This window comes from Butyricimonas muris, from assembly GCF_046365375.1.
Lineage (GTDB): Bacteria > Bacteroidota > Bacteroidia > Bacteroidales > Marinifilaceae > Butyricimonas > Butyricimonas muris.
In genome coordinates, this window is the sequence record NZ_JBKEIT010000002.1 from 48830 (window position 1) to 65671 (window position 16842).

At 45.0% G+C, this 16842-nt stretch carries 21 protein-coding genes; 20 read left to right on the forward strand and 1 reads right to left on the reverse strand.

Annotation, left to right across the window (positions count from 1 at the left end; genetic code table 11):
- Nucleotides 1-18 precede the first annotated feature (18 nt).
- The 19 genes from ACK8P8_RS03240 (at nt 19) to ACK8P8_RS03330 (ending at nt 14937) form a co-directional block, all read left to right on the forward strand.
- A complete protein-coding gene (locus ACK8P8_RS03240) occupies nt 19-357 on the forward strand; it encodes a hypothetical protein (RefSeq protein ID WP_292270558.1) in 339 nt (112 codons plus the stop codon).
- A complete protein-coding gene (locus ACK8P8_RS03245) occupies nt 254-640 on the forward strand; it encodes a hypothetical protein (protein WP_141560889.1) in 387 nt (128 codons plus the stop codon). Before ACK8P8_RS03240 ends, ACK8P8_RS03245 begins: the two co-directional genes overlap by 104 nt.
- Before the next feature lie 185 nt (nt 641-825).
- Nucleotides 826-1461: a hypothetical protein gene (locus ACK8P8_RS03250; RefSeq protein ID WP_410025543.1), complete on the forward strand. Its 636-nt coding sequence runs from the start codon at nt 826-828 to the stop codon at nt 1459-1461.
- 14 nt (nt 1462-1475) lie between these two features.
- The gene (locus ACK8P8_RS03255; RefSeq protein ID WP_255469558.1) at nt 1476-1826 is read left to right on the forward strand and encodes a 3TM-type holin; all 351 of its coding nucleotides are present in this window, start codon (nt 1476-1478) and stop codon (nt 1824-1826) included.
- A gap of 58 nt (nt 1827-1884) precedes the next feature.
- Entirely contained in the window at nt 1885-2466 is a 582-nt protein-coding gene (locus ACK8P8_RS03260; protein WP_186977068.1) for an N-acetylmuramoyl-L-alanine amidase, read from the forward strand.
- Between the two features lie 136 nt (nt 2467-2602).
- Complete coding sequence (locus ACK8P8_RS03265; protein ID WP_186977066.1) at nt 2603-3235, forward strand: DUF6266 family protein; 633 nt, start codon at nt 2603-2605, stop codon at nt 3233-3235.
- Nucleotides 3236-3241: 6 nt separating this feature from the next.
- A complete protein-coding gene (locus ACK8P8_RS03270) occupies nt 3242-3415 on the forward strand; it encodes a hypothetical protein (protein ID WP_176554941.1) in 174 nt (57 codons plus the stop codon).
- A gap of 463 nt (nt 3416-3878) precedes the next feature.
- Complete coding sequence (locus ACK8P8_RS03275) at nt 3879-4493, forward strand: V-type ATP synthase subunit E family protein (protein WP_227217675.1); 615 nt, start codon at nt 3879-3881, stop codon at nt 4491-4493.
- Nucleotides 4494-4527: 34 nt separating this feature from the next.
- The gene (locus ACK8P8_RS03280; RefSeq protein ID WP_303181983.1) at nt 4528-5355 is read left to right on the forward strand and encodes a DUF2764 family protein; all 828 of its coding nucleotides are present in this window, start codon (nt 4528-4530) and stop codon (nt 5353-5355) included.
- A 21-nt stretch (nt 5356-5376) separates the two neighbouring features.
- Nucleotides 5377-7137 carry a V-type ATP synthase subunit A gene (locus ACK8P8_RS03285; protein ID WP_369859433.1) on the forward strand — a complete coding sequence of 587 codons (1761 nt, stop codon included), beginning with the start codon at nt 5377-5379 and terminating at the stop codon, nt 7135-7137.
- A gap of 80 nt (nt 7138-7217) precedes the next feature.
- The gene (locus tag ACK8P8_RS03290) at nt 7218-8540 is read left to right on the forward strand and encodes a V-type ATP synthase subunit B (protein ID WP_186977061.1); all 1323 of its coding nucleotides are present in this window, start codon (nt 7218-7220) and stop codon (nt 8538-8540) included.
- Between the two features lie 47 nt (nt 8541-8587).
- Nucleotides 8588-8962 carry a four helix bundle protein gene (locus ACK8P8_RS03295; protein WP_369859432.1) on the forward strand — a complete coding sequence of 125 codons (375 nt, stop codon included), beginning with the start codon at nt 8588-8590 and terminating at the stop codon, nt 8960-8962.
- A gap of 39 nt (nt 8963-9001) precedes the next feature.
- Nucleotides 9002-9592 (forward strand): V-type ATP synthase subunit D, encoded by a 591-nt coding sequence (locus ACK8P8_RS03300; RefSeq protein ID WP_099290740.1) that lies wholly within the window; start codon nt 9002-9004, stop codon nt 9590-9592.
- A 15-nt stretch (nt 9593-9607) separates the two neighbouring features.
- Nucleotides 9608-11443 carry a V-type ATP synthase subunit I gene (locus ACK8P8_RS03305; RefSeq protein ID WP_369859431.1) on the forward strand — a complete coding sequence of 612 codons (1836 nt, stop codon included), beginning with the start codon at nt 9608-9610 and terminating at the stop codon, nt 11441-11443.
- Between the two features lie 42 nt (nt 11444-11485).
- Nucleotides 11486-11941 (forward strand): ATP synthase subunit C-like protein, encoded by a 456-nt coding sequence (locus tag ACK8P8_RS03310; protein WP_065218712.1) that lies wholly within the window; start codon nt 11486-11488, stop codon nt 11939-11941.
- Between the two features lie 123 nt (nt 11942-12064).
- Nucleotides 12065-12985, forward strand: coding sequence for a L,D-transpeptidase (locus tag ACK8P8_RS03315; protein ID WP_369859430.1), 921 nt, complete (start codon nt 12065-12067; stop codon nt 12983-12985).
- Nucleotides 12986-13044: 59 nt separating this feature from the next.
- Nucleotides 13045-13683, forward strand: coding sequence for a murein L,D-transpeptidase catalytic domain family protein (locus tag ACK8P8_RS03320; protein WP_369859479.1), 639 nt, complete (start codon nt 13045-13047; stop codon nt 13681-13683).
- A gap of 9 nt (nt 13684-13692) precedes the next feature.
- A complete protein-coding gene (locus tag ACK8P8_RS03325; protein WP_369859429.1) occupies nt 13693-14295 on the forward strand; it encodes a rhomboid family intramembrane serine protease in 603 nt (200 codons plus the stop codon).
- Nucleotides 14296-14352: 57 nt separating this feature from the next.
- Nucleotides 14353-14937, forward strand: a complete 585-nt coding sequence (locus tag ACK8P8_RS03330; protein WP_227217663.1) for a sigma-70 family RNA polymerase sigma factor — start codon at nt 14353-14355, stop codon at nt 14935-14937.
- Between the two features lie 216 nt (nt 14938-15153).
- Here ACK8P8_RS03330 and ACK8P8_RS03335 read toward each other — a convergent pair whose 3' ends face one another.
- Entirely contained in the window at nt 15154-16020 is an 867-nt protein-coding gene (locus ACK8P8_RS03335; RefSeq protein WP_369859428.1) for an AraC family transcriptional regulator, read from the reverse strand.
- A 129-nt stretch (nt 16021-16149) separates the two neighbouring features.
- Here ACK8P8_RS03335 and ACK8P8_RS03340 point away from each other — a divergent pair, with 129 nt between their 5' ends.
- Nucleotides 16150-16779 carry a nitroreductase family protein gene (locus tag ACK8P8_RS03340; RefSeq protein WP_369859427.1) on the forward strand — a complete coding sequence of 210 codons (630 nt, stop codon included), beginning with the start codon at nt 16150-16152 and terminating at the stop codon, nt 16777-16779.
- Nucleotides 16780-16842: the final 63 nt, after the last annotated feature.

A 16842-nucleotide genomic window follows, 5' to 3' on the forward strand; every position in this document is an offset into this window, starting at 1 on the left:
AAATTAAAAAATGTGATTATGGAACATTTATTGAAAGGGAGGTTGTTCTCTTGGTTAAAAGAAGGTGCTCAAGAGATGTCGGGTGAACAAATAGAGGTGATTGTTCAGGAGTTCGTGAACGATTTGGTGAAATGGAGTGAGGAGGTGCGGGATTATAGTGAGGTGGCTCGCGGTTTGGAAGGTATCCGTATCCGGTTGCAGGTTTGGGACGAGGTGTATCAAATTTGTGACGGGACTGGAAAAAAAGATCACGGTGAGTTTGTGTCTTCATGCCGTATTGATGCGGGTGGAGCACGAGATCCGGTTGGTACGGGAGCGATTGGAAAAACCGGAATGGTTTGCCGGGCATCTGGATGACGGACCGCTGGCAATTTGGAAGTCGGAAAATCCGAAAATGGAAATGGCGGAATTGGCATTGGGGATTTGTCTAGCGAAGGTGTTGTGGTCGCCGAGGGGAAAGTTGATGGGTTATGACGAGATTATCAAGCTGGTGGAGCGGGTTTTCGGGATGAAACTTCCGAATTACCGGGATCTGAAGCGGGATATTTTTGGAAGACTGAAGGATGTAGCGGTGTTTTCGAAACAGTTGGTGTTTTTGATAGAGCAGGCCAAAGATGAGAAGGATGCCCGGAGGCATTAAATGATGTGGGGTAGAGTTAGTTTGTGGATTTTTCAAAAAAAATCGCTATTGATAATCAATGCATTGAAAATAAAATCACTACACGCGGGGCACGCGTGTAGTGATGGAGTTTGGCAGGGGATGTACTTTTGCATTCAGAAAAACGAGAGAGATGTAAACGTTGGTATTTATTAAAACGAGAGCTTATGGCAGAAGTAAAAAATTGTTTGGGAATCAGAGGACGAGTGGGTGATTTTGTTCTCTACCGGTTAGGGGGTAAAACGTTTCTGAGAAAACGGGCAAAGCAGAATGACTCCAATACGGAGGAACAACGGGCGGTGCGGGCAAGGTTTCGGACGGCAGTCCGGTTTTACCAGAAATTGAAGGAAACGCCTTTGGATGAGGTGCTGGATATTGCAGCCCAAGGGATCTGTGTTAGCGGTTATGCTTTTTTCATGAAGGAGAATTTGAAGGCGTTTGGTCCGGACGGGAGGATCAAGGATTATTCACAATTGCAGTTTGCTGCCGGGAAACGACAGAAGGTGTTTAACTTGGAAGGATGGGTGGATAAGGAAGGACAGGTGACGTTGAAATGGGTGAATAGTTTGATCGGGACGTTGACGGAAGGGAAAGAGCGGTTGGGGGTAATGGTGTTGCGCGAGGATAGGGCATTTTCCCCGGAGGTAATTGATGAATTGACGGTTTGTCGAAAGGAACGGGAAGCTCATTTTAGGGTGTTCCGCAAGAAAGGGAAAAAAGTACACGTGTATTGTTATTTTATTTCCCCTAACGGAAAAGTGTTGTCGCCGAGCCAGTATATCTGTTTGCAAGAGGAAGAATGAAGCCGGTAGTGAATATGGTGAACGCGATCGGAGAGTTAGTCGGTCGGTTGACACTCCCGGCGAGGGAGAAAAAGGAATTGGAAGCAGAGATCATGAAGTTGATGTACGAATATGAATGTGAGATCGCGGAGGTCCAAGCAAACGTGATTCAAGCGGAAGCGACAGGGAATTGGTTGCAGAGGTCGTGGAGACCGTTGGTGATGCTGACATTCGCGGTGATCATTCTGGTGGGGACTTTCACGAGTTTGCCAATCTTGGCGGATTCTTCCCGGTTTTGGGATTTGTTGGAAATCGGATTGGGTGGGTACGTGATCGGGCGGAGCGGGGAGAAAATGTTGGGGGCTATCGCACGAAAGCGGCGCTGATTTTAAATTTTAGATTTACGATTTATGAGTTACGAGTATTAATTTAAAGATTTTTGTTATGACATTTTCAATTTTCAATTCTCAATTTTCAATTGTGAACGATCGGTTGGTAGGTCACGGGGTGATTTATCTGGATTGCGTGAAGAATACACGAGCTATTGTCGGGCCGGACATGATTATTTTACATTACACGGCAGGGAGTAATTGTATGTCATCGGCTCATTATCTGACTCGACCGGATGTGGCGGCTTCGGCTCATCTGGTAATCGGGAGAGCGGGGGAAGTGGTTCAGTTGGTGCCGTTTAATATCGAGGCTTGGCATGCCGGGAGAAGTTGGTATGCCGGACGAGAGGAGTTGAATCATTATTCTATCGGGATCGAGTTGGATAACTTGGGACAATTACGGATGGAAGGGGGAAAGTTTGTGGCGGAATGTGGACGGGAGGTGCCTTTCAAGGAGGTATACACGGATGATTCCGGGAGAGAACTTACTTACTGGCACAAGTACACGAGGGTACAGATGGACGTGTTGCGGGAGGTGTGCCGGTTGTTGAAGAAGCGTTACCCGATAAAGTACGTGGTAGGGCATTCGGATGTAACGGCGAGGAAGGTGGATCCGGGACCGGCGTTACAATTTTAGATTTATGATTTACGAATTATGATTTAGTGATTTACGAATTACGATAGAGTGATTTTTAATTTTTGATTGGGGTGGTGCGCACGCTTCAATCGGGAGAGTGAGTTTTTTATTTATTAATTATTTAAATTTTGTTGTTATGGCAATATTTGATTCAAATTTGTTGGGAAAGGTAACGAAGTCCGTCGGGAACGTGACGATGTGTTACACGAATAAGAAGAATGTCGCGAAAGCGAAAGTATTCAAGAGGAAAGATAATCCGACGCCGGAGATTCTGGATCAGCGGGCACGGATGAAAGTGTTGATACAGTTGGCCCGTCGTTTGTTAGCGGTTATCCGGAAAGGATTCAAGGGAGTGGGAGGAGGAACGACTTCGAACGCTTTCGTGAAAGCAAACATGGGAGCCGTGAGCGTGACTGAAGGACACGTTGCCACGATGGAGTTCGAGCGGATGAAGGTGGCAGAAGGATGGCTTGAGGTACCGGAGATTTCGGTGACGTATAGTGCGGATACAAGTAAATATCAATTCGAGCAAGAGGCAAACGAGGACGAGTACGCTAACTCGTTAGTGGATGATAGGGTATATGCCGTATTGTTCGAGACTGCATTGAAACGCCTGAAGATTGTCACGTTGAGGAATAGAGGCGAGAGTGGCAGTACCAGTTTCGCGCTTCCGAAAGGTTGGGATAACTCGAAGGTTGTGGCCTATTGTTTTGCCACGTCAAAGAATGGTAGTCAAGTATCGGATAGTGAATATTTGATTATCGAGTGATCCGTGATGAGTATTTATTTTTTTACCGGAATATTCTTCACGTTGAGTTTGAATGCCTTTTTCTCACAGTTGGCGAATGATTTAGTGGCGGGGATATTGAGTATCGTGGGAGGAGTGATCAGTTCAGTCGTGGTGGCTTGGTGCAAATATCGGTGGAGTAAGCATCGACGAGAGAAATAGCGAAAAGTTAAACAAGTGAAGAGTCGCATCTAAATGGTGCGGCTTTTCGTTTTATAAGTTTTTCTCGTGTACTTTTGGCAGGCTGTTGGAATACGAGCAGGGCGAATGCGTCAAAACGCTTTTCGCCCTTTTAGTTAAAAGTTTATAAAGTCTATAAAGTTCATAAGGTTTATGGACCCTAGCGGGCGCTTTGTCCACGGCAGCATAGCTGCCGGTAAACCTTGTCCGAAGGACGCCCGTTACTTTATGAACTTTATAAACTTTATGAGCTGAAAGCTCAACTTTATGAACCGGGCGAAAAGCCTTTTGATGCGTTCGCCCTGGGAATATGAGAAAATATTTGTTTTTGTGAAGGTTTTTTAATATCTTGACGCCGTTTTTCTGGAACACTGGCACGTTTATTGAGTTCTGATTATCTGGATAAAAGAAGAATAAATTAATATATATAATACGTTTTTTTACTATGGAGAATAAATTAGATATTTTGACCAAGAAGCTTTATGATGAGGGGGTTGATAAGGCTCGCCGGGAGGCGGAGAATATCATCAACCAAGCGAAGCAAGAGGCCGAAAAGATCGTTGCCGAGGCAAAGGCAAAGGCAGATCAGATGAATGCCGATGCCGAAACCGATGTAGCAAACTTGAAGAAGAAGGCGGAGTCTGAAATGACGTTGAGTGCCCGTCAAGCGATCACTGCATTGAAACAGGCAATTACTAATCTTGTTGCCGGAGAAGTAGCGGGAGAGGTTGCCAAGGTCGGATTTGAGGAAAAGGCTTTCATTCAAGAGTTGGTTATGACAATCGTGAAGAAGTGGGATGTTGCCGGGGGGAATTTGGATATGGAAGTACTTCTTTCTGCTGACGAGAAAGATAAATTCGAGTCATTTGTAACGGCAAAATATAAGGATTTGCTGGATAAAGGGCTCACGGTGAACGTGGGTAACTTGGACGAAGGATTCGTGATCCAACCAAAAGACGGAGGGTTCCAGATAGCGTTCTCGGAGAAATTGTTCGAGGCTTTCTTTAACCAATATATCAAAGGCTTTACGAAGAAGCTCCTTTTTGAAGAAAATAAATAGATATTGGATTTTTAGTATCTAAAATTTGAAAAGGATGATATTAAAGAATAATTACTACTGTTTAATCGCGGGTTTACCGGAGGTTTTTCTGGACGATCGGAAATTGTCGTTGTCCGTGAATGGGTTCCGGGAGTTGGCGCAAGGGGCTTTGAAGAAGGAGGACGTGAAGTTGATGAATCTTTTCTTCCTTCCTGCCGATAACAAGCAAGTCCTTCGTTTGCTGAATAAGATGGAACCCGATACCGCCCTTGAAACAGTATACCCGTTGCAACAGTTGGAAGACGAAATAGCCGAACCCAAAAATTCTTTACCTGCTTACCTGAATCAATTTATTGCCGATTTCAAAGGGGAACATCTTAAATACGAGACTTCGCCCGAGAATGTGTTGAGTTGGATGTATTACGATTATATGATGAATTGTGGAAACAAGTTTGTCAGAAAGTATGCGGAATTCTCGATGAATATTAAGAATTTGGTAGTCGCTTTTACTTGTCGGAAATACGGTAAGGAAGTTGCCCCGGAGATTATTGGTAATAATGCGATTTCCAAGGCGCTGAGGACTTCGAACTCGAAAGATTTCGGTTTGGGTATGGAATATCCTTATGCGGAGAAGGTGATGTCGCTGATGAATAACCCTAATCTCGTGGAACGGGAACGGGGATTGGATTTGCTTCATTGGGATTACATCGAGGAAGCCGTGGTGTACGAGTATTTTTCCATGGAAAAGGTTTTGAGTTTTATGCTTGAGCTGATGATCGTCGAGAGGTGGAGCAAGATGAGCTCCGAGTCGGGACGAAAGGTGTTCATGGAGGTAGTCGATAAGTTTAGACGGAGTTTTGAGTTCGCGGAAGAATTTAAGTGATTTAAAATTTAAAATTGAGAGATGAATAAAACACAAGGAAAAGTTCATAGTATTATTTCCAATCTTGTACTTGTGCGCACCGAGGGACCGGTATCCCAGAACGAGATCTGTTTTATCCGGCTCGGGGACGAGCGGTTAATGGCGGAGGTCATCAAGGTGGTTGGGGATATTGCTTATGTGCAGGTTTTTGAAAGTACCCGGGGATTGAAGCCCGGTTCTTTAGTGGAGTTCGAGGATCACATGTTGGAGGTAACATTGGGACCGGGCTTGCTATCCAAGAATTTTGACGGTCTTCAGAACGATTTGGACAAGATGACCGGGGTATTCTTGAAACGTGGTGAGTACACGAACCCGTTGGAGGAGGATAAGAAATGGAGTTTTACCCCACTGGCAAAAGTCGGTGATAAGGTGAAGGCTGCCGACTGGTTGGGTAACGTGAAAGAGAACTGGTTGGATCACAAGATAATGGTGCCTTTCAAACTGAAGGGCGAGTTTACCGTGGCATCTATCGTGGGTGCCGGGGAGTACACGATCATGGACACGATAGCTGTGTTGAAAGACGAGGCTGGTAAAGAGGTGCCCGTGAGTATGATACAAAAATGGCCGGTGAAGGTGGCTATCCGTAATTACGTGGACAAGCCGCGTCCGTCACGTCAGATGGAAACGGGAGTACGTGTTATCGACACGATGAACCCGATTCTGGAGGGTGGTACCGGATTTATTCCCGGTCCGTTCGGTACGGGAAAGACCGTGTTACAGCATGCTCTTTCGCGTTTTGCTGATGCCGATATTATTATCATGGCTGCCTGTGGCGAGCGCGCGAACGAGGTGGTGGAAATCTTCACGGAGTTCCCCGAACTGGAAGACCCCCGTTCCGGTCGTAAGTTGTACGAGAGAACGACAATTATCGCTAATACCTCGAATATGCCCGTTGCTGCCCGTGAGGCTTCTGTTTACACGGCAATGACGATTGGGGAGTATTACCGTTCCATGGGTATGAAGGTGTTGTTGCTTGCCGACTCTACTTCCCGTTGGGCTCAGGCTTTGCGTGAGATGTCCAACCGTATGGAGGAGTTGCCGGGACAGGATGCTTTCCCGATGGACTTGTCTGCAATTATTTCTAACTTCTACGCTCGTGCCGGGATGGTGTACTTGAATAACGGTAAGACGGGTTCCGTGACCTTTATCGGTACGGTGTCGCCTGCCGGGGGTAACTTGAAAGAGCCGGTGACGGAGTCCACGAAGAAGGTGGCTCGTTGTTTCTATGCTCTGTCGCAGGCTCGTGCCGATGCTAAACGTTACCCGGCTATCGATACGTTGGAGTCTTATTCCAAGTATCTGGAGTACCCGGAATTCGTGGAGTTTGCCAAGAAGAATATTTCCGACACGTGGATCGACGGAGTGAATGAGGCCCGTAATATATTGGTACGGGGACGAGAGACAGCCGAACAGATCGACATTTTGGGAGATGACGGTGTGCCATTGGAATATCACGTGGTATACTGGAAATCCGAGTTGATTGACTTCGTGATCTTGCAGCAGGATGCTTTTGACAACATTGACGGCTCTACTTCAATGGAACGCCAGAAGTATATGTTGGAAATGGTGTTGGGCGTGGTTCGCTCCGAGTTTAATTTTGACACGTTCGAGGAGGTTAATCCTTACTTTAAACGGATCATTAATGGATTCAAGCAGATGAACTATTCCGAATTCCAATCCGATGCCTTCAAGAAGTATGAGGCTGAGGTGAAGGGGATTATTGACGAGAGAAAAAAGAAATGAGATAATTGTAAATTTTAAATTTTAAATTGTAAATTGAAAGAAGAGCAATCTAAAATTTAAAATCTAAAATCTAAAATTGTATGACGACTGCTTTTCAAAAAGTTTATACAAAGATTACCCAGATCACGAAGGCAACGTGTACGTTGAATGCTCAAGGCGTCGGAAATGACGAATTGGCTATTGTAGACGGGCGGTTGGCACAGGTCGTGAAGATTTGGGGTAATGATATAACCCTTCAGGTGTTCTCCGGAACGGAGGGTATCCCGACGAATGCAGAAGTGACATTCTTGGGGAAGGCTCCGACTTTAAGGGTTGGAGATGATTTGTGCGGACGTTTCTTCAATGCTTTCGGCGACCCGATTGACGGGGGACCGGCAGTTGACGGGGAGGAACGAGAGATTGGAGGTCCTTCCGTGAACCCGGTTCGACGTAAACAACCGTCGGAATTGATTGCAACGGGTATCGCGGGTATCGATTTGAACAACACGTTGGTGTCCGGACAGAAAATTCCGTTCTTTGCCGATCCGGATCAACCGTATAACCAAGTAATGGCGAACGTGGCATTGAGAGCCCAGACGGATCGTATTATCTTGGGAGGTATGGGATTGACGAATGACGACTATCTGTATTTCAAGAATCTGTTCGATAATGCCGGAGTGCTTGACCGTATTGTCAGTTTCGTGAATACGACGGAGGCTCCCCCGGTGGAGCGTTTGTTGGTTCCGGATATGGCATTGACGGCTGCCGAGTATTTCGCCGTGGAGAAGAACGAGAAGGTATTGGTATTGTTGACGGATATGACGTTGTACGCCGATGCTTTGAGTATCGTGTCTAACCGTATGGATCAAATCCCGTCGAAGGATTCCATGCCGGGTTCTCTGTACTCGGACTTGGCGAAGATTTACGAGAAAGCGGTGCAGTTCCCTGCCGGAGGTTCTATCACGATTATTGCCGTGACCACGTTGTCCGGTGGTGATATTACACACGCTATTCCGGATAACACGGGGTACATTACCGAGGGACAGTTATTCTTGCGTAAGGATTCGGAGATCGGTAAGGTTATCGTTGACCCGTTCCGAAGTTTGTCTCGTTTGAAACAGCTCGTGATCGGTAAGAAAACCCGTAAGGATCACCCGCAAGTGATGAATGCCGCCATCCGTCTGTATGCCGATGCAGCCAATGCCCGCACGAAGATGGAGAACGGTTTTGACCTGACGGACTACGACCGCCGTACCCTTGATTTCGCGAAAGAGTATTCGAACAACCTACTTGCCATTGACGTAAACATCAGTGTCGAGCAGATGCTGGATACAGCGTGGGAGCTGTTCCGGAAATACTTTAACAAGGCGGAATTGGGAATTAAGGCGGAGATTATCGAACAATTCGGAAAATTTTCAGAATGAAAATTTTCTTGATTTTAAATTTTAGATTTTAGATTTTAAATTGAGTGATGAATAGCGCTGAGTTTCAAAATAAGACGAAGAAGTTAGGTTTAGGGGTAATTCGTTTCGTGGAAGTACTTCCACAGAATAATGCTTCACGAGTGATTATAAATCAGATTCTTCGTTGCGCTTTGTCGGTTGGTGCTAATTATCGGGCAGTATGTCGAGCGAAATCGGGTAAGGATTTTATCCATAAAATGAAAATTGTTGAAGAGGAATGTGATGAAACAATTTATTGGTTGGAAATTATTGAGGAATCTGGCTTGGCTAAAGTGGAACCGATCGCTCCTTTGAGAAAAGAAGCAAGGGAAATCTTGGCTATGATAGTAGCTTCGATTAATACTGTAAGTAAAAATTTAAAATCTAAGCAGTCTGAAATTTAAAATCTAAAATTTAAAATCTAAAATTAAAAAACTGGTAAGGTGATAAAGTTTCAATATAATAAAACTTCGCTTCAGGGGCTGGATAAGCAGTTGAAGATGAGAGTACGGGCATTGCCTACCATCAAAAACAAGGAGTCGGCTTTGCGGTCGGAGGTGAAGAAAGCGAAACAGGTGGCGGATGAGTTTAGTGTGAAGTTGGAGGAGACGCTGAATTCGCTCAACGATATGCTACAGCTTTATGACGAGTACAAGGAAGATATTCTCGTCGTGAAGGATGTAAGGATGTCGGTGAAGAAGATTGCCGGGGTGAAGACGCCCGTTCTGGACGGGGTGGACTACGAGGTGAAGGATTTCAGCTTGTTCAACCAACCGGGATGGCTCCTTGACGGAGTTGAATACATCAAGAAAGTGGTGAGTATCGCTTTGGAGAGAGAGTTTTTCGCGAGAAAAATGGAGTTGCTCGATAAGGCGAGAAAGAAGACCACCCAAAAGGTGAACTTGTACGAGAAGGTGCAGATACCGGGTTATCAGGAAGCTATTCGTAAGATTAAGCGTTTCCTTGAGGACGAGGAAAATCTGTCCAAGTCGTCGCAGAAGATCGTGAAAACCCGTAAATTGATGGAGGAATAGTCTATGATAGTACCTATGATGAAATTATCCCTGTTGATATTTTACAAGGAATATCAGACGTTTCTCGGGGAGCTCCGGGAAAAGGGAATGGTTCATATTCACGAGAATACGGAACGATCGGCAGAAGATACGGATCTTCAGGCTAAGTTGATGTTGATTAAACGTGCCGGAGAGATGATCACGCATATGCAGAGTCGGAACGATGTGGAGCAGATCGAGAAGGTAAAGGCTGACGACGAGCATTTGCTGGAATATCTGGAAGGTTTGTATAACAGACAGGAACAAATCGACCAGCAATTGGTCGGGTTGGAGAAAGACTATGCCGCTTATCGTCCGTGGGGACAGTTCTCCCGGGAGAAGATTCAGAAGTTGGAAGCCGCTGGGTGGGAATTTCATTTCTTTTCCGTGGCGGAACAGAAGTTTCAACCGGAATGGGAAGCGACGTATGATGCTGTTGTCATTAGCGAGATGATGGGGCAAAAGTATTTTGTCACGGTTACTCCCGCCGGAATGAAGGTGGAATTGGAAGCGGATCCCTATATATTCCCTCAAGCAACCCAAGATGAGTTAAAAAAACAGATCAAAGGGCTACGGGAGGAATCGGTAAAGATCGGCGAAGAGTTGGATGCGATTTCCCAAGACGCAATTGCACGCTTGAAGAAGTATCGTTTACAGATCACGGAGATGGCGGATAAATTGAAAGTGGAGGATGCCGTGCAGACGTTCGTGGACGAAAAGGTGATTGCATTGGAAGGATGGATTCCCGTCGAGAAGGAAGCAGAGATGAGAAGTTTCCTCGAAACGAAGGATGTGTATTTCGAGTTTACCAGACCTACACCTGAGGATGATGTTCCCGTGCAGTTGAAGAATAGCGCCTATTCAAGATTATTTGAGCCGGTAACGAAGATGTTTGCTTTGCCGCAATACAAGGAATTGGATTTGACCCCCTTCCTTGCTCCGTTTTTTATGCTGTTCTTCGGAATGTGTATGGGAGATGGCGGATACGGGTTGATTATCTGGTTGGTGTGCTTTATCATCGGGCGAAAGGCTTCTCCCGCGATAAAAGGATACCTCGTGTTGGGGCAGTATCTGGGACTCATGACGGTTGTTGTCGGGTTATTAACGGGTTCGTTCTTCGGTATCGCTCTGGATAGCGTGGAATGGCCTTGGCTTGCCGGCGTGAAATCGTTGTTCCTGACAGAAGCGAACTATGGTAAATATTTGGGAGGTTATAATCCGATGATGATTATCGCTGTTGTTGTGGGTATTATTCAGATTCTTTACGGAATGTGTTTGAATGCCGCTCGGTTGACGAAACAATTCGGGTTTAAGTACGCGGTTTCCACGTTAGGTTGGGTCGGTGCAATTATCTTGTTGGGAGTGTTGATCGGGTTGCCGATGTTGAAGGTGGTGATTCCGGAGGTTTTGAAGTACGTGTTGTACGTGCTTTTGGGACTCTGTGCGCTCACGATCTACTTCTACAACTCTCCGGGAAAGGGAGTTTTCACGAATTTCGGCTCCGGGTTGTGGGGAACGTACAATATGGCTACCGGATTGCTGGGGGACACGCTTTCCTATATCCGTCTTTTCGCTATCGGGTTGACAGGTAGTATTTTGGGAGGTGTGTTCAACACGTTGGCATTCCAGCTCACGGACGGTCTTCCTGTCGTTGTAAAATTTATTGCGGTATTTCTGATCTTGATTATTGGTCACTCGATTAACTTCGGTTTGTGTATGATCAGTTCGTTCGTGCACCCGATGCGTTTGACTTTCGTGGAGTTCTACAAGAATGCCGGATTTGAAGGTGGCGGTAAGCAATACGAGCCGTTCAGAAAAAAAGTAAATGATTAAAAACAAAGATTATAAAAATAACAAATTAAATAGATTAGAATTATGGAACCAATTTTATTAGCTTATTTAGGTATTGCGTTGATGGTGGCATTATCAGGTATCGGTAGTGCTTACGGGGTTACTATTTGCGGTAATGCAGCCGTGGGGGCGTTGAAGAAAAATCCGACCGCTTCCGGTCAGTATATCGGTTTGTCCGCCTTACCTTCTTCACAAGGTTTGTACGGATTCGTGGGATACTTCCTGTTGAGTAGCTTCTTGACGAACGTGGATATGGGTTGGGGACCTGCTTCAGCTATTTTCGGTGCCGGGTTAGGTCTTGGTTTGGTGGCATTCTTCTCTGCTATCCGTCAGGCTCAAGTATGTGCCAACGGTATCGTGGCTATCGGTAGCGGTTACAATGTATTCGGTACTACTATGGTGTTGGCCGTGTTCCCGGAGTTGTACGCTATCTTGGGATTGTTGGTGTTGATCTTGATCACGGGGTTGATTCCTGCATAAGTATAGATTTTAATTATATCTGAAAAACGGGGACTTACACTCGAAGTCCCCGTTTTATTATTTCATGATAACAAAATGTGATTTTTTAACGTATCATCATTATTGAAATATAAATGTTGAATAATGATGATTCGGATAAAACGTTACGGCTTGATTCTACTTTTCATGTGGTTGGGAGTGGAAACGCATGCCGTCGAGATAAAGAAGAAGTTGTTGTATGACCGGCATACTTTGTCGGACACGTATAAATACGGGAAGCAGGAGCGACGTTTCCAGTGGGATAAGATTTCGGCATTTTTGGATTCACTCGTGACGTTTCAAGAGCGGAATGACGGGTATGGCGTGTTAAGGAATTATAAAAATCAGAATGGTGAAGTCCCTTTGACAGAAAAATATATAACCAATAAATACAAGCAGATCCGGGATACGTTCGGGGTAAATCGTTATCAAGGGATTCCTTTGTACAGCTTAGGTAACGTGAAAGTTCCATTCCGTTACGGTCGGGACGGGGCTTACGTTTCCGTGATCAGCGATAGTGCCGGTTATTTCCAGATTATCCCGGCTACTTTTGGTGGCGTGTGGCACGTGCCTAAAAAATACATGAAGCTGATAGGTCCTCTTTCAATTAAAAAAGTTATATTTGTTGACCGAACGAACCAGAACATAGCAACTTTGGAACAGGATGGAACCACGTGGTTGGTGCGGAGTATGAATCCGATTACAACGGGAGCTAACAGACCGCCTTATCAACAGCCGACACCCCCGGGAATTTATTTCATTCAAAAGAAATTGTCGGAGATGTTATTCTTGAAGGACGGGTCGGCGGAAGAAGGAGGGTTTGCACCATACGCTATCCGGTTTACAGGGGGAGCTTATTTACACGGGGTACCGGTGAATTACCCGCACAACGAGTTGATAGAGTTCAGTTGGTCGCTCGGGACAACGCCAAGGTCGCACATGTGCGTGAGAAATGCCACGTCACATGCCAAGTTCATGTATGATTGGGCAGAGGTGGAGAAGACATTGGTGATCGTGTTTGATTAATGTAAATGATAGTTATGCGTGTATTTTTGACGCTTTTTTTTGTCGGGATTATTTGTTGGATGGCGCAACCGTGTGTTGCGGCAGAAAGGCATTTGCCCGTGAATAGCAAAACGCTTTATCACGAGATCGGTTTGGAGGGTATCGTGGATTATGCTCTTTTTGAACGAGCGATTGCCGGGTATAATCAAACCGATTCATTGGCGAAGGATATTCTCACCTTGATTGATTTCTCGAAACCTTCTACCGAGAAGCGTTTGTACGTGGTTAATTTGAGATTGAAGAAGTTACTCTACGTGTCATACGTGTCGCACGGGAGAAACAGCGGGGAAAAGTACGCTACTTCATTTTCCAATAAAGAGGGTTCTTACAAGAGTTCGTTGGGTTTCTATCGGACGGAAAATACTTATTACGGGAAGAACGGGTATTCCTTGATTCTTGACGGATTGGAAAAAGGAATAAATGATAATGCGAAAGAACGGGCTATCGTGATGCATGGGGCTGCCTATGCAGATCCGTCCACTATTCGGTCGTGCGGTCGATTGGGACGCAGCTTGGGATGTCCGGCTTTACCGCTGACGGTGTGTAAAAAGATTATTGACACGATAAAGGGTGGAACTCTTTTATATATTCATGGGGATGACAAGACTTATGCCGAGCGAACCGCTTTTGCCGGGGATGCGGATAGGAAAATTTTTTAAATATTGGATATGATAACTTACGCTATACTTATTGTCACGATGGTGGTATCAATAGCTTGTTTTAGCAATGATTCGTTATTTAACAAGCTGTCATATTCGCCTTACCGTATGATACACTCTAAGGAGTGGTACCGTATTATTTCTCACGGGTTTGTACACGCGGATTGGGTGCATTTGTTCGTGAATATGTTCACGTTTCTTTCTTTCGGTCAGTACGTGGAGAGTGCTTTCGGGTATTTGGGCTTTAGCGGGGGGAGTTTTTTACTCCTGTACTTCGGTGGAATGATAGCGGCTTCTCTATATGATTTGTGGAAATACCGGGATAATCGATATTATACTTCTATCGGGGCTTCGGGGGCGGTATCGGCAGTGTTGTTTACCGCCATATTCTTGAATCCTTGGGATAAGATTTATTTATTCGCCGCGATTCCTATTCCCGGTATCGTGTTCGGTTTCGTTTATTTATGGTATTGCCAGTACATGGCGAAGCGGGGCGGGGATAATATCAATCACAATGCCCATTTCTACGGGGCGGTGTATGGTTTTATTTTCCCGATATTACTGGAACCCGGGTTATTGCAGATATTTATACAGCAACTTTTAAGGCACTAATCCGTTTTTAGAGAATAAAATTCTCTATATTTGTAACTCAAGTGCAAAAAATGGGATATGCGAGTGAGTGACCAAGAGATTTGCGAGTTGCTGAAAGAGCGGAAGATAGGTGGAATGGAGCTTCTCTTTAAAGAATACTACAAGCCGCTAGTGGTTTGGGCAGCTACTTTTTTGCACGATACTCAGCGTTCGGAGGATGTGGTACAGGATTTTTTCGTTAAATTGTGGGAGAAGTCGTTTGTGGATAAGTTACAGCCTGATACACTGAAATCATATTTGTTTACTTCCGTGCGTAACTTGGCTTTGAACCAGCTCGATAGAATAGATCCGTTAAGGCGGGCTTGTGACGTGGCACGTTACGAGAGTCCTTGGGAAGAATATGATAGTTTCGAGGACGAGGTTTTCCGGCGGGTGGAAACGGAAATCGGGAAGTTGCCGCCCAGAACACAAGAGATTATTCGAAGCGTGTATTTGAAGGGAATGAAATATAAAGAGGTGGCGGATGAATTGGGAATTTCGGTTTCGACAGTAAATTCTCTTCTGGTAAAAGCGTTAAAAAAACTCAGGCAAACAACTGAAAAAGAGGGCGATATTGCGGTGTATTTATTTTTTCTTGAAAAAAGATTATTGGAAATCACGTGAGTTCCATATCTTAATAGTAGGTAATAGCATGGAAGACACGTGGATATCTTATTGAATTTCCGTGTTAATGTCTTATTATACAAGGTGTTTAGCCGGTATAAAGATGCTCCCGAGCGGCTTTACACCGGCTTTGTATCGGCTTTGAAGCGAGAATAATCCCTATTCTCCACGGGATATGCATGGGATTACAACGGATAGTGTTTATAAATAAATCTTCTAAATTATTTGGTCTGAATGATTATTCCTATACTCTTTCGGAGATATGTGCTTTATTTTCTTGAAGATACGATTAAAATGCGGGACATCGTTAAATCCTACGGTGTAGCATATTTCCGATACTTGCTTTCGCGAGTGCTTCAGTAGTTCGCAGGCGGTATTTAAACGGTATTGAGTAACGAATTGCGAAAAAGTCATCCCTTTGCATCGTTTGAAGTAGGAACAAAATGCCGAACGGTTCATCCCCACTTCCGTGGCAATGTCATCCAAAGAAATAGCATGGACATAGTGTGCCATCACGTAGGTGCAGATTTGTTGCATCCGCCGCACGTCCCGCTCGATGCGCATTGGTTTGCCCGCGAACGTGTGGTCAGATGTGGTAAAAATGATGGGTAACAAGCGCATCATCTCGCTTAAGCGTCCCAACTCGTCCATGTCGTTCATTTCAGATAATATTTTGCGTATGATGCGGGAGCTTTCAGGACCGAATTTTAGAGCATCGGTCGGAAACGTGATGCCTGCCAGTCGATTCCGTAATTCCGGGAATACTTCTATGCAACGCTCCACTAGCGAATGGCTGAAAGCTACCATCAGATAGCGTATACACCCGTCATCGTCCGCTGAATTTGGCGCGTATTCCCAATGGTGAAGCATAGACGGGGGGATTAATGCCACGTCGCCCGCCGCAAAGGGCTGTAGCGTATCGCCTGCCGTCCGGTTGCCTTGCCCGTGAACGACGTAGTACAATTCCCATGCATCGTGCTGATGTAGTTTTGCTTCGATATTTATTTCGACTCGTTGGTCTATGAAGAAAAACGAGTGATTCTCCACATCGGGTAATTCGTAAGGAATGACGGAATCTTCCATAAAAGAAGGTTTAATTTTTTTTATTGCAAATATTCAACAAATATACGAGATAATATGACAAATATGCAACAATAAAGCGGTGTAATTTTGCCATTGAAAAACAATAAATGTAACTTAAAACATATCGTTATGGATTTTTATCAGGTATTAGAAAGAAGAAGAACTATCCGAGATTTTTCTGATAAGGAAGTTTCGAATGAAGTGTTGGAAAAGATTTTGTCGGCAGCTTTCAAGGCTCCTACTAACGACCATTTGCGCCAGTTCGAGTTCGTCGTTGTAAGAGGACCAGAAAATATTGCTCGGCTCGTGTCGCCGGTGGTGGAAAATACCCAACGTATTCAGCAGACGGGATTGGAAGCGGCGGCAAACGTAATGGATGAGGATGAGCACGCGATGTTTGTCGATGCCCTACCCAAACAGCAACGAATGCTTATACAAAGTGATTGCCTCGTCCTGCCGTTTTTCCGGCAGAAGGATTACCCTCTATGTAAGCCGGCAGACCAAAGTTCGCTCAATTATTTTGCCTCCGCTTGGGCTGCCGTTGAAAATATTTTGCTGGCGGCAACGGCAGAAGGACTGGCGTGTGCGTTCCGTATTCCTATCGGTAATGAACCGGAGCACGTGAAGCGACTTGTCAATGCTCCCGAAGGATACGAGTTTACCTGCTTCCTCGCCATCGGTTATCCCGCTGAAAATGCACATATTTGCAAGCAAAAGGAAATCAACGTCGAGGATAGAATACATCGCAATGTTTGGTAGTAAGTATTCGTTATGAATAAGATGAGGTTAGTGTCAAATTTTGGGGTGTTCATAAAGTTATTT